This is a genomic window from Synechococcus sp. CCY9201 (assembly GCF_034931105.1).
Taxonomy (GTDB): Bacteria; Cyanobacteriota; Cyanobacteriia; order PCC-6307; family Cyanobiaceae; genus CBW1002.
The window spans coordinates 1-22,515 of the sequence record NZ_JAYGIC010000023.1 but is presented as its reverse complement, the minus strand read 5'-3'; the positions used below and the strand labels follow the sequence as shown (position 1 = coordinate 22,515).

At 58.4% G+C, this 22,515-nt stretch carries 15 protein-coding genes, 1 tRNA gene and 1 pseudogene; 5 read left to right on the top strand and 12 right to left on the bottom strand.

Features of this window, described 5'->3' with window-relative positions:
• The coding region (locus tag VB716_RS02255; RefSeq protein ID WP_323269610.1) for a glycosyltransferase family A protein at positions 1-1,319 on the bottom strand (1,319 nt) is incomplete at its 3' end.
• 54 nt (positions 1,320-1,373) lie between these two features.
• On the opposite strand from VB716_RS02255, the gene VB716_RS02250 reads away from it, so the two are divergent.
• Entirely contained in the window at positions 1,374-2,537 is a 1,164-nt protein-coding gene (locus VB716_RS02250) for a hypothetical protein (RefSeq protein ID WP_323269609.1), read from the top strand.
• Here VB716_RS02250 and VB716_RS02245 read toward each other — a convergent pair.
• The 3 genes from VB716_RS02245 to VB716_RS02235 form a co-directional block, all read right to left on the bottom strand.
• Positions 2,488-3,165, bottom strand: a complete 678-nt coding sequence (locus VB716_RS02245) for a tetratricopeptide repeat protein (protein WP_323269608.1) — start codon at positions 3,163-3,165, stop codon at positions 2,488-2,490. The two genes, VB716_RS02250 and VB716_RS02245, sit on opposite strands and share 50 nt — an antisense overlap.
• Positions 3,162-4,331, bottom strand: a complete 1,170-nt coding sequence (locus VB716_RS02240) for a hypothetical protein (protein ID WP_323269607.1) — start codon at positions 4,329-4,331, stop codon at positions 3,162-3,164. Before VB716_RS02240 ends, VB716_RS02245 begins: the two co-directional genes overlap by 4 nt.
• Positions 4,332-4,392: 61 nt before the next feature.
• Positions 4,393-6,843 carry a glycosyltransferase gene (locus tag VB716_RS02235; RefSeq protein ID WP_323269606.1) on the bottom strand — a complete coding sequence of 817 codons (2,451 nt, stop codon included), beginning with the start codon at positions 6,841-6,843 and terminating at the stop codon, positions 4,393-4,395.
• Positions 6,844-8,986: 2,143 nt separating this feature from the next.
• On the opposite strand from VB716_RS02235, the gene VB716_RS02230 reads away from it, so the two are divergent.
• The 3 genes from VB716_RS02230 to VB716_RS02220 all read left to right on the top strand — a co-directional run bounded on the left by VB716_RS02230 (position 8,987) and on the right by VB716_RS02220 (position 13,526).
• Positions 8,987-11,548: a glycosyltransferase gene (locus VB716_RS02230; RefSeq protein ID WP_323269605.1), complete on the top strand. Its 2,562-nt coding sequence runs from the start codon at positions 8,987-8,989 to the stop codon at positions 11,546-11,548.
• A gap of 95 nt (positions 11,549-11,643) precedes the next feature.
• The gene (locus VB716_RS02225; RefSeq protein WP_323269604.1) at positions 11,644-12,687 is read left to right on the top strand and encodes a hypothetical protein; all 1,044 of its coding nucleotides are present in this window, start codon (positions 11,644-11,646) and stop codon (positions 12,685-12,687) included.
• On the top strand, positions 12,687-13,526 hold the full coding sequence (locus VB716_RS02220; protein WP_323269603.1) for a DUF4115 domain-containing protein: 840 nt from the start codon (positions 12,687-12,689) through the stop codon (positions 13,524-13,526). Before VB716_RS02225 ends, VB716_RS02220 begins: the two co-directional genes overlap by 1 nt.
• A 111-nt stretch (positions 13,527-13,637) precedes the next feature.
• On the opposite strand, the gene VB716_RS02215 is transcribed toward VB716_RS02220, so the two are convergent.
• From VB716_RS02215 to VB716_RS02195, 6 genes and pseudogenes are all read right to left on the bottom strand, one after another.
• Entirely contained in the window at positions 13,638-13,970 is a 333-nt protein-coding gene (locus VB716_RS02215; protein ID WP_323269601.1) for a hypothetical protein, read from the bottom strand.
• Between the two features lie 54 nt (positions 13,971-14,024).
• A pseudogene (locus VB716_RS17405) lies at positions 14,025-14,819 on the bottom strand (protein phosphatase 2C domain-containing protein); the annotation flags it as partial.
• A 44-nt stretch (positions 14,820-14,863) separates the two neighbouring features.
• Positions 14,864-15,604, bottom strand: coding sequence for a J domain-containing protein (locus VB716_RS02210; protein WP_323269600.1), 741 nt, complete (start codon positions 15,602-15,604; stop codon positions 14,864-14,866).
• Between the two features lie 88 nt (positions 15,605-15,692).
• Positions 15,693-17,945, bottom strand: coding sequence for a putative bifunctional diguanylate cyclase/phosphodiesterase (locus VB716_RS02205; protein ID WP_323269599.1), 2,253 nt, complete (start codon positions 17,943-17,945; stop codon positions 15,693-15,695).
• Positions 17,946-18,019: 74 nt separating this feature from the next.
• Positions 18,020-19,222: an FIST signal transduction protein gene (locus tag VB716_RS02200; RefSeq protein WP_323269598.1), complete on the bottom strand. Its 1,203-nt coding sequence runs from the start codon at positions 19,220-19,222 to the stop codon at positions 18,020-18,022.
• Positions 19,223-19,414: 192 nt separating this feature from the next.
• Positions 19,415-19,486: transfer RNA gene (locus VB716_RS02195), tRNA-Thr, on the bottom strand.
• Positions 19,487-19,528: 42 nt separating this feature from the next.
• Here VB716_RS02195 and VB716_RS02190 point away from each other — a divergent pair.
• Complete coding sequence (locus VB716_RS02190) at positions 19,529-19,807, top strand: DUF3493 domain-containing protein (RefSeq protein ID WP_323269597.1); 279 nt, start codon at positions 19,529-19,531, stop codon at positions 19,805-19,807.
• On the opposite strand, the gene VB716_RS02185 is transcribed toward VB716_RS02190, so the two are convergent.
• Both VB716_RS02185 and infB read right to left on the bottom strand, forming a co-directional pair.
• Positions 19,727-20,632, bottom strand: coding sequence for a low-complexity tail membrane protein (locus VB716_RS02185; RefSeq protein WP_323269596.1), 906 nt, complete (start codon positions 20,630-20,632; stop codon positions 19,727-19,729). The genes VB716_RS02190 and VB716_RS02185 overlap by 81 nt on opposite strands.
• Before the next feature lie 5 nt (positions 20,633-20,637).
• Positions 20,638-22,515, bottom strand: a 1,878-nt coding sequence (gene infB, locus VB716_RS02180) for a translation initiation factor IF-2 (RefSeq protein ID WP_323269595.1), incomplete at its 5' end; no start/stop codon positions are given.

Below are 22,515 nucleotides of genomic sequence, written 5' to 3'. Positions count from 1 at the left end.
CGCAGGGCCTGCGGCTGCGGTGCGATCGCCAGGCTTTCCTCCAGAATCCGCTGACTGGCGCGGCGGTCCTCCGGCCACACCACCGCCAGCCATTGCCGTAGCAGCCCAGCCAGGTCCTGCGCCAGTTCTGAGTCGCTCGATTCCGTCTCGCCGATCAGCCTGGCGCTCCAGCTCAGCACCTGGGCACGGAGGTCCCGCAGGGGATCCTCCCCGTTCAGCTGGGTCCGCAGCCGAGGGGGCCACCAGGGGCTGCCGTCCGCCGGTTCGCCCAGCTCCTTCAGCAGATCGGCTCGCAGGCGCCTCACCAGCCGCTCCCCCGGTTCCGGTCGGAGCCACCGCAGCAGCAGCTTGCTCTCGAGGCGCCGCCACACCGGGTCGTGCAGCAGCAGCTCCGGTGTGAAGGTCACGCCCTCCCGCCGGCTGCTTCGCCCTGCGTTCTCCGCCAGGTGCAGCCACGTCCGTGCCGGAGACAGGGGGCTCATCCCCAGGCTGGTGCTCCAGAGTTCCTGGGCCAGGGGGCGATCTCCCCCTGTCCAGGCTTTCCATCCCGCCCAGGCTCGGGTGGTGTAGCGCTGCTCCCGCGCCAGAGCCTGGGCCGCCGGCGTGGTCGGCAGCCTGCGCAACTGGCGGTCCACCACCCACAGCAGGCTGTGGGCCTGGCTCTGCACGTGCCGGCTGGCGCTGCCGGCATGCACCCGATAGCCACAGCCGATCCGGCGCAGCCAGGTGCCCCGCTGACCCGCCAGGGCCAGACGCAGCAGCAGATCCACATCCTCGGCATGGGCCAGGGCTGGATCGAACCCTCCCACGGCTTCGAGGGCCTGCCGTCTCAGCATCCAGGCACTGGGCAACACCGCCTTGTGGCGAAAGGCCTCGGCCGGGCTGAAACCCGCCCCCTCCAGCCAGGGCCGCACCTCCACCAGCGGCCGGCCCGCGGCATCCAGCCGCACCCAGCCGCACAGGCAATGGCTCCACTGCTGCTCGGCCATCAGGAGGGCCCGCTGGTCGGCCAGCCGCCCCGGCAGCATCAGGTCGTCGGCATCGAGAAAGGCCACCAGGGGAGCCCGGCTGGCATGCCAACCCTGGTTTCGCGCCCGGGAGACCCCCACACCGTCCAAGCGCAGCAGCCTCAAGGGCCAGGGGTGGTGGCTCCAGAGCCGTTGCACCAGAGCGGCGGACGCGTCGCTCGAGCCATCATCCACCGCAATCAGCTCACCCTCCACCCCGCTCTGGCTCTGCAGTGAAGCGAGAGTCTGGGGTAACCAGGCGCTGGCATTCCGGAAGGGAATCACCACGGAGACCTCTGGCCTTGTGCCCATGGCGATGGCGTCCGTTGTGGGCGATTATCGATCAATCTGGCGCCTGCCTCTGCGATGACCACCCCTGCACAGCAGCCCGGCCGCCTGCGAAGGGCCCTGGGGCGGTTGTGGCCACGCCCCCAGGCAGAAGCTCCGGCGCTCGCTCAGTCACCCCTGTTCGAGGGCGCGGCAGGCAACCGCTCCCCAGCTGTGCCGGTGAGCGTGCCCCTGCCGGCCCATGCACCAGAGCACCTGGTGGCGCAGGCTTCCCGCTACTTCGACTACGCCGAGGATCTGAGCCTGCGCGGTGCCCCTGAACTGGCGGCCCCCTTTTTCCGGCAGGCCTATGTGCTGTTGCGTGCTTCTGCGCAGAGCGGGCCCTACAGCTCGGACGGCCCGGCCGTCGCACCCAGGCCTGTGCAGACGATCGCTGCCCAGCCGCAGCCGGCCAACCCGGCCAACCCGGCCCAGCAGGCTCCTGCGGCGCCCTGGCGTCAACGCCTTGAGGCGCTGCGCCGGCAGCTCAACGCCCAGACGGCTGCCGCCGTGACGCGTGAATTGGATCAGCTCCAGGCCCAGGGCGTGAGTGATCCGGATCTTCACAAGCTCATGGGTCTGGCGGCCCTGCTGCAACGCGATGACGGCAAGGCCGAGGAGGGGTTCCGCGCCGCTTTGGAGCTGGATTCCAGTCACTACAGCAGCCTGGTGAATCTGGCTGGGATCTTCGTACGCAGCGGCAGGGCGGAGCAGGCGATTCCACTCCTGCGGAGGTCTTTCGGGCAGATTGCCGCCGATGATCCAGAGGCTGTGCCGGCCCTGAATAATCTTGCTCTGGCCCATCAACAGTTGGGCCAGGCGATGGAGGCGGCCCAGCTGGTGCATCGCATTCAACGGCTCAAGCCCGGTTATCTGCGGCCAGCCCGATTGACGGAGGCTGCCGGCACGCTGGAGCAGATGGGTCAGGACCGTGAGGCGATTGAGCTCCTCACCTGGCTGCAGCAGCAGCAGCAGTTGAGCCCTGCCCTGCTCAGAACCCTGGCGCAGCTGCATGAGCGGCGTGGTGAGTTTGAACAGGCTTCGCTGATCTATCGCCAGGCTCTTGCCGACCCAGACGAAGTGCCAACGGTTGCCAAGACTCCGTTCAAGCCTGACGATCCGCAACAGGGCGATGCACGAAGGGGTGAATCGCTCAAGCCGGAACTTCGAAATCCTCGGCCAAGCGATCAATCTGGCGTTTGAATTGCTCCAACTGGAGCAGGGCATGGTCGCTTTCCGATAAGCCGTTCAACGCCGGAATCCCGTTCATTCGATCTCCCCAGATGGTCTTCGCGATTTCCAGGCGCTCTCCTTCATCCACACTGGTCTGCGTCGCCTGGATCTGCTGGATCAGCTCAGACTCGTTGGCGGTGCAACAGTGTATGGCCCTGATCAACCCGTAACGGGCATGATCCCAGTGGTGAAGATGCCGATGGTTTTGTGCCAGCTCATACCACCCCCAGGCAAAGCTGGGGGCCAGATCACAGCATCGTTGATGGGCTTCGATGGCCTTGCTGTGCTGATCGAGCAGTGTATAACACTTTCCAAGTAAATGATAAGCATATGGAAAGCCAGGTTCGATCTGAATCGCCTGCCTGGCCAGGGCCTCGGCTTCTTTCGTTTCACCACAATGGAAGCAGGCCTGTGCCAACTTGTAGTCAATAAACCCAATGATCTTGCTGGCTGGATTCGCATCAACTCGAAAGGAAAGAAAGGCCTGCTTCATCAGGGTCCAATCCGCTCTTGACTCCAGTTCTTCTGCGACGTGATGCAACTGAGTTGATGTCAAGGGGCGTTGACGAATCAATTCGGCCAAGGCGATGATATTCATCGAGAACTCCCTTGGCTCTCGACTGCGTCTGTAGTCATGGAAAAAGCCTTTATCCTATAGAGTAAATCGACGGCACGATGGCATTGCCTGCGGTATTCGGAGTTGATCTGCAGAAGCTGATCCCGTTCAGTGCGAAACCGTTCGGATTCCAGCTCAAAGCTCCGGCAGCGCAACGTGGCCAGTTCTGCGCTGTCGATGGCACGGTCACAATCCAAACGTATGTCTGCAAGTTGTTCAAGCAACCCGTGTGATTGTTGCTCTTTGCGGTGGATCTCCTTCTGTAAGTGCTTTGCCTCTTCTGTTTTCTGAACTAAACGTGACTGTACCTTGCTGATCTCTGAAGTCCGAGCCGCTAGAAGTTCTAAAGTCTGGGCATGCATCTCACCTTCTGAAACTGAATTAGCGAGCAACTCCAGCGTGCTTGCCAGCTTGTCACCTATTTCTTGAAGTTGTTCCTCTTTCGATTTGAGCTGCGCTTGAAGATCTATGTGGTCAACTCGAAGCTTATCATTATACTGGGCTTTCTCCTCTGCTTGCTCCAACTGAATTTGCACTCTTGCGAGATGATTCTCCAGGGCCTCAGTACTCTCGGGTCTCGCCAGGACCGTCGTGGTCGAGGATCGAAGTCCCCAAAAATGAGTATTGTTGCGAAGTCCCCAGAAGTAGATCTTGTTGTGAGACCCGCTCATCTCAAACCCATAATCGGAAAAATAGCATTCTTGGGCGAAATTAAGAAGATCAATCTGAGAGGACAATCTGTACTCTTGATTGATGGAGTGAGATGATTCCGACTCGGCTATTGCTTCATTCTTTGTTCGCCTGTCAAGCCTGGTAAGCGTTAATATTGCAAGGCCCCCAGGAGAGGTGATGCGAATAATGTTGGCGAGAACATCCTCCCAGATTGATGTTTGCTCGAGGCATTCAGTGGAGATAACAACTGTCGCCCACCCCGATGAGATCTCGTAGAGTTCTCGTGGAATCAAGAGATCTATGTCTTGACTTGATTGAATATCAATCGCCAGATAATTATTGCAGCATTGAGAAAGTATTTCGGCCAAGCGGTTGGTATCCTGCGGTCCTATTGCAACGACTCTAGAATCAGAGGTCAGTTCTTGAAATCGCTCACAGACATTTAGTATAAAACGATGCTGTTTCTCATGGTCCATTGATTACTCTCCGTTGGCGAACTTTACCTGTTGCATGAGGGTCTCATTAGCTCGAAGAAGGCTAGCCAAAGCCCTCCTCATCCCGATAAGAATGAACCACGTCGAATCCCCACTTGGCGTTGAATAATGTGCGATTTTTGGCAATAAGCTCTGATCGCTTGAGATCGTCTTTCCCGAATGACTTTGAGAGTTCATGATGAATAAAAACATCGTCGCAGATCAACAGACGATAGCCGGCGTTGCGCGCTCGTACACAGTAGTCATCATCTTCATAGTAGCCAAGTCCGAAATCTTCATCCAGCAATCCAATATCGCGAACAACTTCACGCTTCAGCATGACGCAGAAAAATGCCAATGCGTCCACTTCTAGTGTCTTTCTGTGCCGAGCAGTTGTGAACTCTTGGCTTCGCCACTGCATTTCTTTCATGGTGCTATAGGCGATCTTGATTTTCTGTTCATTACCGATTGCATTTGTCACGGGTCCACACAGGCCAATCGCTTGATCAGCGCGCAAGGCTCGCAGAAGCTTGAAGAGCCAGTGTGGTGTCACTTGTGTATCATTATTGAGAATCACGAGATAGTCTGATCGTGCCTGCCCCATGCCACGGTTGCAAGCATGTGCAAAGCCAGAATTTTCGTCGAGTGTGATGACGCTAATATGAGAATATTGCTCCTGCAACCTGTTCAAGTAGTGATGCGTTCCATCTTTAGATGCGTCATCGACGATAATCAGGTTGTAGTTCGGGTAATGTGTATGAGCTTGCAGGCCCTCGATGCACAGCTGTGTGGAATGGATGTTGTTGTGACAAGGAATAATGATGGATACTTCGGGGAAGATACTGTTAAGTGCCTTGTCGTAAAGTTCTTTGCGGTTATTCCAAGTATTCTCTGCGGCAAAGTGTTGTCTAGCGGCAACGATCCCATGGGAGCTGTCTTCCTGCGTTGCATCGATGATTGCTGCTGAGAACTCATCCGCAGTTGCAGCTAGGCGTACCAAAGACTCATCCAGATGTAACGCCTCGATTTCCGGTAGCCAGGTTGAGACAACAGGCTTGCCAGCGGCCAGATATTCATAGACCTTGACAGGATTTGTGGCTTTAATCAAGTCTGTCAGCTTGAAAGGAATGATACAGACGTCTGCCAAGTTCAACAAAGCTGTGAGTTTCTTGTACGGTATCTCGCCAAGGAAGTGGACATTATCTGGAATTTCTACGGCATCGAGATCGCATCCTTCTGTTGATCCCGCCAGGAGAAATGTATGGTTGTTCAGTTGACGCGCTACCTTGGCGACAAGTTTCAAGTCAAACCAGCCTGAAATTGCCCCGTAGTAGCAGACAATCGGAGACATTGCAGATCGATAGCGTTCAAACGAATCATCAGGTGCAGCGGAAGCAGAAAAGTATGCGTAATCACAACCATTTCTGATGAGATAGTGGTTGTTGTGCGTGAACTGACTGTATAAGAAATCAGAAGTTGTGACTAGTGCATCGCACTGGCTGGCCAGCAGCTTTTCTTCCTCTAGGATCTCAAGAGATGTCTCTGGAAAGCCAGCGATATGATCCATGCAGTCGTAGACGATCGGCAGCTCCTGCAGTCCAGTGCGACAGACCTTGTACCATGATGGGTGCATGATGATTGCAATAGCACTCTCTAGCTTGTAAATCTCAATAAGACTCCTGAGTTGCGCTGAGATCCACAGTGCCATGGCATCACTTGGATGGCTATAGATGTTATTCAAGTCTTGTTCATGTCCGCTGCTTGAGAAGTTAGGTGGCTTTTTAAGAGTAACTTCAAGGATGTTTCTCTGAACTCTTTTCAGGGAGGGCAGCAATGCCCTTGAATCAATGCTGCTGCTTTGAGTGGCGATGAAATTGGCATTGACAAAATAAATTTGGTTGCCATCCTCTGCCAGTGATGCACTGATTTGTTGCGGCCGTTGGAAGCGGTATCCCCAGTCAATAATGGAAAAGATAATCAGCTTCCTTGGCTCGTCGATATTTTTCCTTCGTAGTTCTCTTGGCTGAGGTGTCTGATCATCTGAAAGTTCTTTCTCGAAATCCAAGGGTAATCCAAGTGCTGTTGCAATACGTTTGACCTTGATTTCTAGCGCAAGAGTGCGCTGTAACGCCAAGTTGGCTTGATTGAGAGATGCCAGCACATCAAGGCTGCGGCTGGAAACGTTGCCGCTGCTTGGTGCGGCGGTGCCAGCGGTGGTGGCGGAAGCCTTGACCAGGGAGACGCCGCCAGCCATGGCTTCAATCTCAGCCAAAGACGATGGGAAACTATTCAGTTCAATCCTGAATGCATAGTCGCTGTCTTGTTGGCCAAGGACCCCAAGATCATCTCTCGGCTGATTGGCGAGGCCTTCACCAAGCGTGGCCCCGGTTTGTTTATCTACAATTTTGATTTTTAGCTTTTTGCTTGGATCTGCATGATCCAGTGCCCATCCGAAAGCCACGCGACCGACGATTCCATCCAGGTGCCCACGCACGTCTTTCGCACTTACCCCCATTTCTGGGCCTTCCTGAACAAATCTGTACCATTGTAGTTGCGTCGTCTCCCGAAGTCTGCCTGCATTAGGGCGACCCTGAGCTCGATCTCGGGGCTGCGGGTTCGGGTGCTGGTTCATTGGTGGGAGCCCATTCAAGGGGGGATCCGTTTCAGAGGTAAACGATGGGACTTGTCGAGAAGAACATGGCAGCTTAGTCCAACCTGTTTCTGGTCTGTCGTCAACTATTGCTCAGAAGTCGAGGAGTCGAGCTGTGAATCAGTGGGCCGACTGGGCACTCAAGTGGAGGAAAGATTGCTACTCAAAAAGCCGACCAATATCTGACCGATGTACGCTTTAAAGCTCTCAGATATGTCCACTTCAGACGTTGGTGCTTGTCTTGTGGTTGGCGCCTGCTCGAAGGGCCTTGCCCAAAGTCTTCCTGGAGCTGAGCTCATAGCACCTGTAAGCGTTTACTCGTGTTAGCCTGAATCTAGAAAGTTGGTACAAAACTGGCGGTCGTTGCTTGATCTGCAGAATAGATCTCCTCTTGCCTCGCTGTGTCACATCCTTGTCAAGTTCAAGAACCCGAGAGAAAGTCCTACATCTCCGCGAATCTGTGAATCCAGTCAGGTCGAGTGACCTGCAGGAATGACGATCTAAATCTCTCTGGCGAGACTCCATTTAGAATTGGCGTTAGCTTTAAATATAGATAGTGAGGGTCACGTGTTATTTTGGGAAAAGCCAAGAGAGTAACTGGAACATTGAAAATCGAGCACGCAGTCATCAAGTCATAGAATTTCTGCAGCAAAACTAGCTCCTGCATGCTTGGCTCTTCTGTGCCCCATAAGCCTCCCCATTCCTCCCCTTCGCGACTAACCCTCCTCCTGCTTTCAGCAACTTCAAAGATATTTCTCATGGGCACAAATATATGGTCAACGCATATCGACGCGGAGCCCAGAATGGTTTTTGCGTAATCACAGAAAGCCGGGTCTTTGATGATATAAGGAGCGTCGGCTTTACTGATGTCTTGCTCAAGTCCTGCATGTGACTTTTCTCTTAAGTGTTGCAGGCAGTCCAAGAATGTGTATCCCGTGTCAAGCCCTAGATGCGACAGTAGCTGTACTAAAAAACTTGTTCCAGCCCTGCCCGTTCCGCTAATTATAACGTGATTTCGTCTCAAGGTGTGCCCAGTCAAAACGATTTGAAAAGCCTTTGATTGTTATCAATGCGACTTTAATATCGACATTTTAGTGTAGTGACATGGCAGTAAATTCGGCAGTCGTAAGAAAAGTTGATATTCCTTCCGTTGGGCAGGTGGTGAAGGTTAACGCACCAGCTGACTCATCGCTGGCATTGCGATCGCCAAAGAACCTCTGAAAAACCTATCGGATAAGCCCAGATCAAGAATTGAGAATGGACAGAGATGGCCATCGCTCTTCAGTTGGATCGCACGGATTACCAGCAGACTGATGCCAAGAAGAAACGGAGAATAGCGTGGTGATCGACAATGGTCCAGGCTTAGATGCGTCGATCTTCAACGCTACAGTTCAATGAAGAACATGCTGGGCGAGCGTCATCCTGAAGTGCACTCGGTCGCCAAGGTCAACCAGGGTTCATTGGAATGCGCTCCCACATCAGAGTTGATGCATCCTCTGGTTTGGTCCATTCCATGGTTAGTACGGCATTGAACGAGAATGTGCTAAAACCGATCCACTTGAAACATGGAAAACCGAGCTGACTATACCTCCAGCACTGATGTCTGAAGTCATTGATGGCTCATAGCCGTTTCGTTGACGTCAATGAGATACACACCCTTAGAAATAAGCGGCTTGATCAGCTCTTCCTTGGGCTTTGCCAGGAGACAATGGTCACAAGGTTTGCCATGGGATGGATGTCTTTGACTGACAACGAAAGAATGATGCCAAGGAAGTGGTTAGGTGTGATATGATTGACGCTAGTCAATAGATAAAGATGCCCCTCGGGATGCTTGTCTTGACTGCAAACGTTCAGTCGGCCGAGGCTTGAAGATCACTTGCCTCGAAACTTGGCATTCTGATGCCATAGCAAAATCGACAATATTCTTGACACAGGGGACGTCCTGTTGCCATCAACCCTCTGGTTCTTGCATACTTGAACCGGAGTCCTCGTTGGCAGCCTGACTATCGTGTCCAAAAAGCGGCGACAGGGGCGCAAGAATCCTTTCCATGATGTCTCCAAGCCATCGAAGCCCCTGGAGGAGATGCCCATGGTCAGTTCAGGCATGCCAGATCCCAGTTTGAGCTCCTACCCGTTGGTCAGTCTCTGCACGGTGACTTACAATCGGGCTGCATTTCTGCCGCTGCTGGAGAAAAGAATTCTCGATCAAACCTATCCCCGTGAACGCATGGAGTGGGTTCTGATCGATGATTCCCCAGCTGGTGTTCCTGATTTCGTGCCCAGCGAGGCAAGCGGTCTAAAGGTTGTCTATCGCCGGCTTGATGAGAAGCTACCACTGGGACAGAAGCGGAATCTCAGTCATACCTTCTGTGAGGGAGAGATCATCGTCTATCTCGATGATGATGATTATTATCCCCCGACTCGTGTCGAACACGCTGTTCGCCGGCTTTTGGACACTGGTTGTTTGGTCGCCGGCTCAACACTGCTGCCGATTCTTTTCCTGCCCGAAAAAGAGTTGTGGCTGGCAGGGCCCTATGGGCAACATCATGCCACGGCTGGAACATTTGCATTCCGTAGGGAGCTGTTGAAGCAAACTGCTTATTCCAATGATGCTTCTCGAGCTGAGGAGCGATTCTTCCTGAAGAATTACTCATTTCCTCTGGCGCAGCTGGATCCTAAGCAGACAATCCTCTGCATTGGCCATGATCGCAACACATTTGAGAAGCGCCTGCTGATTCAGAACAAGGGTAATCCCCGCTTTCGCCAGCTGAATCAAGCAGAGGGACCGACGGCTGAGTTGCTTGAGGAAGTCGCGAGCCAGTATGTGACTGTCATGCTGAGTTCTTCCGCTCCAGTGGGGCTCACGATGCAGTCTCCTGTTGAACGTGGGGATTCTGGTGCGATTGTCCAGGCGCTTCCGTCTATTTCGATATTAGGACATGAGAATGGCTTGTGCTTTGACAGCAATCTTGTCCATTTCAAGATTGTCATCACTGCCCGCGTTCCTGCGGTGTCGCTTGATGACTGTATGCAGTCACTGCGTCAGCAGAAGCATCATAACTTCAGGGCCATCGTCCTTGTTGATCCATCTACGGAGCTGACGCCTGAGCAGGTCTCTATCGCGATCGATGGGGATGAGCGATTCAAGGTGTTCTTGAGCCCTGTGTCGATGAATTCATCTCTTGAAGCCTTTCTGAAGGGAGTCGAGCTGCTTCAGCCTGGCTGCGATGATGTGATGATCCAGATCGATGGGGTTGACCGGCTACTCGGTGATGATGCTCTTCAGCTGATCAGTCATACGTATCAGCGTCATCAGTGCCTGTTGACTTATGGCAGCTATGTTCGGGCAAGTGACCATCAGGTTGTTGGCAGCGCCTGCCTGGCACGTACCACCTTGGCCCATTCATTTCGCCAGGTTGGTTGGTGTGCGGCCCCGTTGCGCAGTTTCAAGGCCGGCTTGCTGCCGTTCATCGTTCCCTCTGATCTGGGGGATGAGGCTGGGGCGATTGACAAGCAAGCCGATGCATCAGCTTTGTTCCTTCTCTTTCTCGAGTTAGCAGCCGGGCGCATGATCTGGATTCCAGATCCACTGCTCTGGCTCAACGATCTTGGTCCTCTGGAGGGGCGCTTGTCTTCAGAGGTCACCGCATCGGTTTCGTTCAGCCGCCTGCGATCGATCCCGCCGTTTGCCCCTGCTCCCTTTCTGTCCTTGGCGACTCCGCCCAGGAGTGGCGTGGCGACTGGCCCTGACCATCAATCTCTCCTGGGCCGAGCCTGGCTTGGCGACGGCAGGGGTGTTCAGGTTTCCGTGATTGTGCCAACCAAGGACAGACCCACTCACCTGACCAGTGTGATTCGGCATTTTCAGGCCCAGACCTGGCCCAATAAGCAGATGCTGATTCTTGATGACAGTGCCACTGCCTGTGCGGAGGCGATCGCTCTGTCACAGGCTGATGCGCGGGTGACCTACTTACATCGACAGAGTCCCCTATCCCTTGGTGAGAAGCTGCGCCAGCTTTGCGACCTTGCATCGGGTGACATTATTGCGCGCTTCGATGACGATGACTATTACGCGCCTGATTACCTGGCTTTTATGGTTGGAGATCTGTTGCAGCATGGCTGTGACTTTGTCTCGTTAAGGAGCTGGTGCTGTTGGCACGCACGGAGTGGTGTGTATGGTTTTTGTAACTCATCATTATCTGGCCTGCGCTATTCTCATCTCACGGCAGCTGGGATCACTGTTTTGGCGAGAAACTTGACTCGTGAAGAGCTGGACTCGAATGCCTACGGTCATGGTTTCAGTCATGTGTTCTCTCGATCTGCTTTGCTGAAGCTGAGTGGGTTCGATCACTCTCTCCCTGTCGATTCTTCCTTGCTTCGACGATTTGTTGATGCTGGGTGCAAGATCATGTTCTTGGATGATCTTGTCGGGCGTGTCGTGCATGGGGTTCACCCGCACAGCACGTCATCCTGCTTTGCTCAGCATCTCCTTACGCAGGACGTGCTTGCTTCATCGACCACACTCCGCCCCTTGCCTCCCACTGCTTTTCCGCCTGCGGGGTCCATCTGAGTTACCCCTTGGTTGATTCGGAGCTCGGTGGCCTCAGAGCCTGGTCTGGCCAAAGACCTTGCTCCACCTACACTTGAATGGAGTTCAGGAGCGGAGTGCAGGAACGATCCCCTTCCATCTCAGCACTGCAACAGGACCTCGCTCGGATTGACCGGGCCATCGCCGAGCAGCAGCAGCGTTGGCTTCAGCGTCAGCGGGATGCCGAGGCCGTCTTTGCGACCGTGGAGGCGCGGCTGAATTCCCTGCCCGCGTCTTTGCCACCTGGACAGGGCCCAAAGCCTGTCCAATCCACTTTGCCAGAGGAGGCCATGCAGGAGCGTGCCCCCTTGGCCCTGCCGGAAGGCCTGGATGAGCCAGAGGCCGAGCTGGTGAATTGGCTGGAGCGGCAGGGCACGTCGTCCGCCCACGAGAATCTTCCTGCAGTGTTGGCCCAGTATCCTGCGTTGCGGGATGCTGTGCGCGTGCGTCTTCGCGCCAGGTTGGCCTCAGAAGTTGTGATTGATGCACAGGACTGGTCGCCCATGGCGGCTGAGCTGTGGCAGGGATTGCCGGGTCAGCCACCCCGGGATCCGAACAGCGGCTGGATTGAGGCAGTGCCTCTGGCCCTCCGCTCGATGTTGGAGGAGCGTTGGCTCCATTTGCGTCTGCAACGCTGGTGCGACCTCCATTACGGCGACAGAATCCTGGCCTACTTTCAGGAGAGCAGCGCTGCCCTTGAGAAGGTGGTGTTCAGCATGATTCGAGTGGAGAGCCACGGCACTGCCCTTGAGCTGTACCTGCGCCTGCTGGATGAGGGTGCCTCCTTTCATGACCTGGCTCGGCAGTTCGCAACGGGTGACGAGCGACTCAGCCTGGGAGTGATTGGTCCACGTCGCCTGGCTGGATTGCATCCGGATCTCCAGGCTGCCCTGAGTCGGATGGCACTCGGTGAGCTGCACGAACCGTTGCGCATCGATGACTGGTTCGTGTTGCTTCGCTTGGAATCCCGCATTCCAGCCCAGTTTGATCAGGACACCCGCCAGCAGTTGCTTCAGGAGATGCTGGATCACGACCTTGACGCGGTGCTGACTGGCCGTCAGCCTCCCTTCGCAGCTCACTTGAAGGCTGTGCAGCCTCAGCGTCTGTTCCCTGAGTCGTGATGACCCGTTCCTCTTCCTCTGCGAGTTCTGACACGTCCGGTTTGCCAGAGGACCCCAGTCCCCTGGAGTTGAAGCAGTTTCTGGTGGGACTCAGGCAGCAGTTCAGGGAACAGGCACGTCAGGATGCTGAGGAACGCCGGCAGTTGGAGGACGGCCTGCAGGCTGCGCAGCGGCAGTTCCAGGAGCTGCAGGACCAGCAGAGCGTGTTGCTCAGTCGCCTCCAGGCGCAGACCCATCGCGTGGGGGAGCTGGAGCAGGCGCTTGCCTCCGCTGAACAGGCGCTTGCCTCGGCTGAGCAGGCGCGCGTTTCGTCTGAACAGGCGCGTGTTTCGGCTGAGCAGGCGCGTGAGGTTGCAGAGGTGGCGTTGCGGCCTCAGCGGCCTGCCGCTCCAGAACGTCCCCGCGAGCTGGTCACGCCTCCCCGGAGACGGCATCGCACGGGCTGGCCGGTGGATGCCGCATGGGCCAAGGTGTTCATGGGAGCCGTTCTGATCGGCTTCATTGCCGGTCTTGGTGGTCCGTGGATCCAGCGGCGCCTGCAGCAGCAGCAGCAGGCTCTTTCAGGCAGTGCGCCCATCACCAGCCAGGAGCAACTGTATCTTCAGGCGATGGAGCCCAGCTGGTTGGAGGTCCGCCGGCTTGATGGCACGATGCTCTTCGCCGGTGAGTTGGAGGGTGAGAAGCAATTCCCCCTTGGCGAGGGTTTGGAGGTCAGTGCGGGACGGCCAGACCTGGTGACAGTGCGTGTGGACAATCAGCCCCCCCGGGTTCTCGGCCGCATTGAAGAGGTCGACTGGCATCGCTTCCAACCCAGTTCCTTAGGAGCAGAGCAGCCTTAGGAGCAGAGCAGCCTGAGTCATCCTGCTGGCCTGTGTTTCAGTCGGCCTGGAGCAGTCTTTGGCATGCCGTCTTTGCCTTCCGCTCCTTGTCATGCAGGCGTGGCCATGGTGTCAGCGATCACGGCCTGTGCAGGATTCCACGCTCTGTTCGGGCAGCAGAAAGATGTCGTTGCACCAGATTCCCAGAACTCGCAATGACAGTAGAATGCTAATGCTGCCCAATGACACGATCAGCACACCGAGGCTGCGGCGATGGTTCAGCGTCCATTGCAGCCAGTGGAGAGGCCACAGACCGGGTTGAAGGATTGGCCTGGGCTCTGATTCTTGTGGCGTGATTGATGGTTTGCTGCCTGGCAGGCGTTGTGGTTCGGTCTTGCCATGCAGGTGGTCCGGCTGTCGTGTTGGCATCACCAGCGATCCCTGCACAGCAACGGCAACGCTCACGTCGTCCCCTGTGCCTCGGCTACTCAGCCTGTCGAGGCGCTGGGACAGATCCGATCTCATCGGAGCCCCTGCAGAGGGTCGCTGCAGGCTTGTCACCAGCTCGGTGGCCCAGGTGAGGTAGTCCGTGGTGGCGCCACAGGACTTTCTCACCCCGTCGGTACTGATCATGACGGCGAAGGGTTCCGAATCCGGTTCCAGCCCTGTCATCTGGGTACGGGCTGCCATCGCCTGTGCGGCATCGGCCTGGCAAAGGCTGGCCGTGGATTCTGTCTCCGGATTGGGGGATCTCTCCTCACTCAGCAGCCTGGCGACACCATCGCTGGACACACGTACCAGATCCCAGTCGCCCAGTCCGGTCACCGCCCACCATTGCGGTGTCAGCACCAGGACAGCGAGGGTGCATCCATAGGGAAGCCTCGAGAATGCTTGAGAGTCCATCGCCTCAGGTTCCAGCGGCTGTGACGTGAGCGGCTGTGTTGTCCCTGCTGGAGCCGGCATGGTCCTCTGCTGTTGTCTCCAGTGCTGCTGAATTGCTGAGGTCCAGTGGCGCTGGATGCGCCCTGGCAGTTCACGGGCCAGCTGTTGCCTGCAGTGCTCCAGATCAGTTCGCACTCCTTCTTGAAGCCTCAGGTCGCCCAGCCATTCGCTCACGGTCAGGGTGGCAACGCGGCAGGCCTGCTTGCTGCCCACGTCACTGAGAAAGTGGCGTGGGTGGCCGTGGCCATCCGCCATGGCCACCACCGTCACGGGAGCTCCATCGCGGCTCCTGCTCAGGACCTGGGCCACGTTGTCCTGGCAATGATGGCCGCGCTGGCGATGGGAGGCACCTGTTCGGCTGATGCATGCCATGACCTGCCAGCCTGCCAGGGATTCGGAAATCACATCTTGATGCGTCATCGTTGACTTCCTTGCTGGGATGCCGATTGTTGCGCTTTTGATGCAGTTGGCCGCAAGGCACGGATGATCAGTCTGGCTAGTCCCAGGAAAGCCATGATGCCGAGAAGCAGCTGAATCAGTCGACTGCCGTTTGGCATTAGAATACCGATCGCTATTCCTCCCGAAAGGCCAATCACAAGATAGCGAATACGAAGGATTTCAGGACGTTTAGCAAGGGGGGCTCTCGGTGCTGGACCCCTGGCTTGAGTTGGCCACTTCTTGCTGTGGTGGAGTTCATCTTTGTAGGACAAGGTTTCTGGTCTTGCCGTGACTCGCTGCCATTGGTGCTCTTGTCTGGCGGCTTGTTGCGCGTCATAGGCAGCCCTTTGTTCTGTATTCATCAGCTGGGTATAGGCATTGGCAACCTCTCTGAAACGCTTGACTGATTCAGGGCTGTTGCCGTTTCTGTCTGGATGTGAATTCAGAGCTGCTTGCCGATAGGCTCTCTTAATCTCGATGTCGTTGGCCTGTGCTGAAACCCCCAGGATTTCGTAGGGACAGTTCTGGCTTCTTTCGCAGTCGTTCACCAGAAGTTCGATGGTGTCGTCATCCTGGGGGCTGGCACAACGGACCTGAAAATGCAGCCTGCACTCAGGGCATTTCAGGGGGCGCGGCTCGGTGGCTACCACCACACGTAGTTGGCGGCCGCAGCCCGGGCAGGCCAGAAGCCGTGTTGTTGCCCGATCCTCGTGATTCACGGCCTTCCGATGTGCTCCAGTGCCATGTCGCCATCGCACGCATGGGGCACTGCCGTGCCCATCAGAAGCCGATCGCACAGGGCGGCGCTCAAGTGGCTGACGGCGCATTCTTGCGGAACCGCGGCTCCACCATCATCTGCAGATCGGCAGTGGCGGGCTGGGGCCGACCGAAGAGATAGCCCTGAAAGTGACGACAGCCCAACTGCCGCAACAGATCCCATTGCTGCTCGGTTTCCACGCCTTCGGCGATCATTCGCAGCCCAAGGGTGTCACAGAGGGCGACGATCGTGCGCACGATTGCTGCATCCTGTGGGTCGAAGGAGAAACGTTCCACATAGCTGCGGTCGATTTTCACTTCCCTCACCGGTAAGTGGCGAAGATAGGTGATTGATGAGAAGCCGGTGCCGAAGTCGTCGAGGGAAAACTCCAGATTGTGCGACCGGAGTTGATGCATGCGCTGTGCCGCGAACTCAAGGTCGGTCAGCACAGTTGCCTCGGTGATCTCCAGGTTGAGCAGGCTTCCTGGGATGCCTGTCTGCCGCAGCAGGGCAATGAGATCGTCCGGGAAGTCTGGATGGAGAAACTCGGTCGGACTGATGTTGACGGCTACCCTGATATTGTCGCTGGGGACCAGTCCCCACCGGCTGATCTGATGGCAAACAGTTTCAAGGCTCCAGCGCCTCAGGGCGTGAATGACACCAGACTCCTCGGCGATCGGAATGAACTCTGAGGGCGAAATGAGGCTTGTGCCCTGATGATCCCAGCGCATCAGAGCTTCCATGCCGCATAGTCTCCCCAATGCATCAACCTGCGCCTGGTAGTTCACCCGTAGTTCGTCGTCAACAAACCCTTGGCGTAGCTTCGATTCAAGTCGACTACGGTTCACGATCCGTTGTTGCATGGCTGGTTCAAACATCTGAACCTGGTTTTGACCCAGTTTCTTGGCTTCGAATAGAGCCACTCCAGCCTGCTGCAACAGGGTCTCAACGCTGAGCTCAGGCTCCGTCATCAGGGCGATGCCGATGCTGACGCTGCTGTGCACCACCCCGATATCGATGTGGTGGCCTCGATTCAGGGACTTGAGGATCATTACGGCGACCTTCTGGGCTTCGAGTCGTGCCTCTTCCGTCGTGGATGCGAGTCTTTCGAGTACCACGACAAATTCGTCTCCTCCCAGGCGGGCCACGGTGTTGTCCTGGGGCACAAGAGCACGCAACTGGCGGCTCACAGCGCAGAGCAGCTGGTCCCCGGCAGCGTGGCCGTAGGTGTCATTGAGGGTCTTGAATCGATCCAGGTCGAGCTTCAGGACCCCGTGACATCGATTCAGGCGAGGATAGGCACTGGCGAGTTGCTGCAATCGGTCTACCAGCAGGCGCCGATTCGGTAGTTGGGTCAGCGTGTCGTAGAAGTCGAGCCGGTGCACGTGCGCCTCGTGACGCTTGCGTTCCGAGAGATCAAGGATGGATCCCGCGAAGTGGCCTGGTTTGCCTTCGCAATCACGCGTGATCTTCCCCCGGGCCAGCACGCTCAGATAGGAACCGTCTTCATGGCGCAGTCTCAACTCTGCCTCGATACTGTCGATCTCGCCCTCCAGGGCTCGTTTCAGCCGTTTCTCGAAGTCATTGCGATCGCCGGGATGGAGGCGGTGGATCCAGAATTCGGAGTTACCGGCAGCCTCCTGTCGGGGATAGCCAAGCATTTCCTGCCAGCGTGCCGATATGAAGCAGGTGTCGTTGGTCACGTCCCAGTCCCACCAACCGTCATTGGTTCCTTGGAGGACCAGTTCCAGCCGCGTCTCCGAGGCATGCAGCGCCTCCACCTGCGCTTCGATCACCAGGCGGTCGCTTTCCTGATCAAGATGGGCACCGACTTTCTCGGCGATCAGATTCAGCACTTCAAGGGCATCGTCGCTGATGGGCTCGCAGCTGGCGCTGATCATCGCCGGATTCGCTGCCAGGACCACGGCATGGCAGTGACCGTCGCGGCTGAGGCATCGGCAGGCCATTGCCTCCCCCTGCTCGAGGCCCGGCAGGACCATGGAGGATGTCGTCAACCTTGACTGTGATCCCGCCAGCCGTCGTGCCTTGCGGGGACTGAGATGCCGAAGCTGGGCCTCGATCTGTGGGCCAAGTTCGCGCCACCTGTCCTGATTCGGGATGCAGCCGCTGCAGGCGAATCTGATGCTCTCCGCCATCTTCTCTTGTGGCAGGATCCACACCGCGCCGATCCCTACATCCAGCACATCGGCCAAGGCCTCGGCCAGGATCGTGATGCTCGGCTGCTGGGGCCCCATGGACAGCAAGACGTCGGACAACCGGTTGAGCCGGGTGAGCTGTTCCACCTGCCTGTCGAGACGGGAACGTACCGATATCAGCTCCTGCTGTAGCCGTGAGTAGGCCGCAGCCAGATCCAGGGTCATGCGGGAGCGGGTTGATAGAGGGCCGCCAGGGCAGTGGTGTAGTTGTGATAGCTGTTGGCTTGCCCCAAACGGGCATATTCTCCAAATCCGTACATGCCGAACCAGGGAGGGACCTGCCCCTGTTGCAGGAAGGGCATCTGCAGGCGATGGATCAGCTCTTCCTTGATCACGCGCTGAAAGAGGCGGCGACCACGGGCCAGGCAATCGGCATGGAATACGGCCAGCAGGTGTCCGTCAGGTGCGGCACTGGCCATGGCCGCCAGCATCCGGTCCACGTCGTTGAAGATGCGCTCCTCGTCCCGCACGGTGATCCACAGATCGGTGCCTGCGGCACAGTCAGTGGCGTAAAGAAGCCCCCCTTCCGGGGTGTGATGGGTCACCACGCGCAGAATATGGGGATTGCCGTAGTCCCGTGCCAGGTTTTCCGGCAGCAGTTCCGCCAGGGCGCCAATCGGAATCGTGTCAGCTTCGGTCGCGTCGGCAGGCAGGCCAAGGCGTTGCAGGTAGGCCTGCCAGGCTGGCTGACCGTCCAGTTCCAGGATGCGATTGCCCTCCGCCTTGGTGACCCGCAGAGGATTGCCGACTGCCACGAACCCGTGACTGGCCTGGGTGACCACCTGAAGATCGGGATCCCAGAACCCCACAGCGAGGGCCGCATGCTGAAACAGCTCACCATCGACGGCCTGCTGGCTGCTCACCCCCTGCATCTGATCCGAAGACGTGCCGCCGAAGATCACAACCTCCGGGCCGAGCACGGATTCAATTCCGGCGATCAGGCGGTCGTTGGCGATGTCAATGCCGGAGGCCAGCAGATACACCATCCGAACAGGGTGCGGTGCTGCCTGCTGAAGCTCTTGAGCCAGTTCGACTCCCTTGGAGAAGGATGTGGGGCCGAGCAGTCCATCCACGTGGGCCACTCCAAAGCCCTCTCCAGAGATCCCCATCACAGCGATGTCGTGCATCGATTCGCCCGGCCCATCGCGTCCAACAACCCCCGCACAGGATGCTGCCAGGATCCTCGCTTCAGGGCATTGCCGCGCCGCCACCCGACTGAGACTCTCAAGATTGTGCCCTACCACGCCCAGAATCAGGAGCACGGCACAATCGGGTCGATCGGTACCGTAGGCAAGTTCCAGTGCCTCGAGAACGGCCCGCTCGGGATTCACGGCACGAATGTTGCCGGAACGAAACTCGATCATGCGGCTGCCGGCTGGGGCAGAGAACAAGGATCTCAGACTAACGCGGGACCATTGGCAGCCCCACCTGCTGATCACTCCAGGAATCACACGTCCTTCGAGCCAGAGCCGCTGGTATCGACGAAGTGTCAGATTCAGTGATGACATGGGATCCCAACCCGACCCGGGAAGAAGGATCTCTAGAGAATTGCGAAAAGCCGGTGACTGGATTTGAACCTGCGACCTACTGATTACGAATCAGTTGCTCTACCGCTGAGCTACACCGGCAATACCCTCTGAAACTAGCATTCGCCCTAACGTTGTCCCGTTGTGGTGCGTCTCATGGGATCCAGGCAGGACGACTCCCCCTCGCGCGATCTCGATCCCGCCCTGCGCCAACGGTTGCTCACCGAGCTCCGCACTCCGTGGCGCGGGCTGCGACGGGTCTTGTGGTTTGCGCTGCTGGCTTCGGCCAGCCTCGGCCTGGCCACGATGGCCCTCAGGGGCGCCAGTGGTGAGGGGGTGGCCTCAGTCGATCTGTTGATCCAGATCGGGGCCTTCGCGATCTTTGCCACGCTGCTCTGGTTCGATCGCAACCAGGGGGGCTGAAGCGTCGCCCGGAGTGCTGACACCCTGTTCAGCTGTCTCAGGCACAGCCTTCTCAGGGACAGCCTTCTCAGGGACAGCCTGCTCAGAAACAGCTTTCTCGATGGCTTCGCCACCAGGTGTTTCCATGGCCGCATCTTCTGTTGCAGCCCCCTCCTCTGGAGACCCTTCCTCTGAAGCTAGTTCCGTGGCTGCTGCCGGTGCCGCTGCCACTGGAGCCGCCCCAGAGACAGGCCGGGAGATGGCCAGATCCGGGAGCAACAGCAGCGGCAGGCCGAGGCACAGGCGCCTGTCCTCAAGCTCCACCTGACTGAAGGGTGCTGCGGCCTCGATCGCCGCTGGGCTGCGGCTGAGCAGCCAGAGGCTCTGAAGCACCTGCTGCCATTGCCACAGCATCAATGCCAGCACCGGCATCGTCAGCAGCAGAGCCTGCAGCCGCTGATCAGCATCCAGCAACGCCAGTGGGCCAGCCACCAGGGCGGCGTGACCATCCAGCCACCAGAGCAGAGGCAGGGCCACAACGGCGCCAGCGATCAGGACCCCCCGCAGCAGCGGATGGTCCTGCAGGCGGCTGATCCGCCCCTGCAGATCCCGACGGGCCCGCAGTGGGGCTTGCGCGAGCAGCAGGGAAAAGGCGTCCGGAGGCCGGCGCCAGAGCAGCACCGCCGGCATCAGCACCCCGATGGCCCAGGTGAGCAGACGCTCCAAGGCCGGCCAAGGGCCTGGATCACTGCCCCCGAGCAGCAACAGCACCACGAGCGCTTCCAGGGGCAGGGCGGGGAGGCCGAGGAGCTGCAGCCACAGCAGCGGTTCGCTGCGGGGATTCACGATGATCAGGTGCTGAGGGTTCGGCGCTGGGTGACGAACTTGTAGGCCTCGACCCGGTCGCCTTCCTGCCAGGCGTTGAAGCGATCGCAGCCGATGCCGCATTCGAAGCCGGTGGCCACCTCCTTGACGTCGTCCTTGTTGCGGCGCAGGGAGTCGAGGTCGCCCTCGTACACCTTGTCCTTGCCGCGGTGGACGCGCACCTTGCAGTTGCGCTGCAGCTTGCCGTTGGTGACATAACAGCCGGCCACGGCGCTCTTGCCGATCGTGAACACGGCGCGCACCTCGGCTTCGCCGAGGGATTCCTCGACCAGCTCCGGCTCCAGCAGGCCTTCCATGGCCATCTGGATGTCTTCGAGGAGTTTGTAGATCACCTCGTAGTCGCGCACATCCACGCCGGTGGCATCGGCGGCGCGCTTGGCGCCGGAGGCCATGGAGGTGTTGAAGCCCACGATCACGGCGCCGGAGGCGGCCGCCAGGTCCACATCCGTTTCGGTGATCTCGCCCGGTGCCGAAAGCAGCACCCGCACCTGGACCTCGTCCTGGGGCAGTTGCTCGAGCGATCCGAGGATCGCCTCCACACTGCCCTGCACGTCGGCCTTGAGGATCAGGTTGAGCTCCTTGAGCTCGCCCTCGCTGACCTGGCCCGATATGGACGCCAGGGAGACCCGGCGGGAGGCCATCTGCTGGGCCAGGCGGGTGGCGCGGGCCTCATTCGCCCGATCGCCCACCACGCTGCGGGCGGTCTTCTCATCGGGATAGACCTCGAACTCGTCGCCGGCGGTGGGGACTTCACTGAAGCCCAGGGCCTCCACCGCACAGGAGGGACCCGCCTGCTTCACCCGCTTGCCGGTGTCGTCCACCATGGCGCGCACCTTGCCGAGCACAGGGCCGGCTGCCAGCACGTCGCCGGCCCGCAGGGTGCCGTTCTGGATCAGCAGGGTGGCCACCGGTCCCTTGGCCTTGTCGAGGTGGGCCTCGATCACGGTGCCGCGGGCCATCCGATCCGGGTTGGCCTGGAGGTCTTCCACCTCCGTCACCAACAGGATCATCTCCAGCAACTTGTCGATGTTCTCGCCCTTGATGGCGCTCACCGGCACCATCACGGTGTTGCCACCCCAGTCTTCCGCCACCAGATCCTGGCCGGACAGTTCCTGCTTGACCCGCTCGGGTGATGCGCCTTCCTTGTCGATCTTGTTGATCGCCACCACGATCGGCACCTCGGCCGCGCGGGCGTGGCTGATCGCCTCCAGGGTCTGGGGGCGGACACCGTCATCGGCGGCCACCACCAGCACGGCCACGTCGGTCACCTTGGTTCCCCGGGCCCGCATGGCGGTGAAGGCCTCGTGACCTGGGGTGTCGAGGAAGGTGATGCGGCGGTGCTCGCCGGCGTGAGGAATCTCCACCTGGTACGCACCGATGTGCTGGGTGATGCCACCGGCTTCGCCCGCTGCCACGCGGGTCTTGCGGATGGCATCGAGCAGGCTGGTCTTGCCGTGGTCGACGTGGCCCATCACCGTCACCACGGGAGGGCGGCGGATCAGGTGGGCCAGATCGCTGGCCTCGATCATCTCCACCGTCTTCTTGGCGGCGGCTTCCACGTCGTCTTCCAGCACCGGAACGCCGAATTCCTCGGCCACCGTTTCGATCGTGGAGAGATCCAGCGTCTGAGTGACGGTGGCGCTGATCCCCTTGAAGAAGAGGCTCTTGATGATCTCGGAGCTCTCGACACCGAGCCGGTCGGCCAGTTCCTGCACCGTGAGGTTGCCCTCCGGCACGATCAGCATCTCGGGGCGCTGGGCCTTGGCCTCGCGGGCAGCCCGGAGCTCCATGGCGCGGCGGCGCTGGCGCTGGCGGGTGGTCTCCTTCTTGCGCTTGCGCACGGC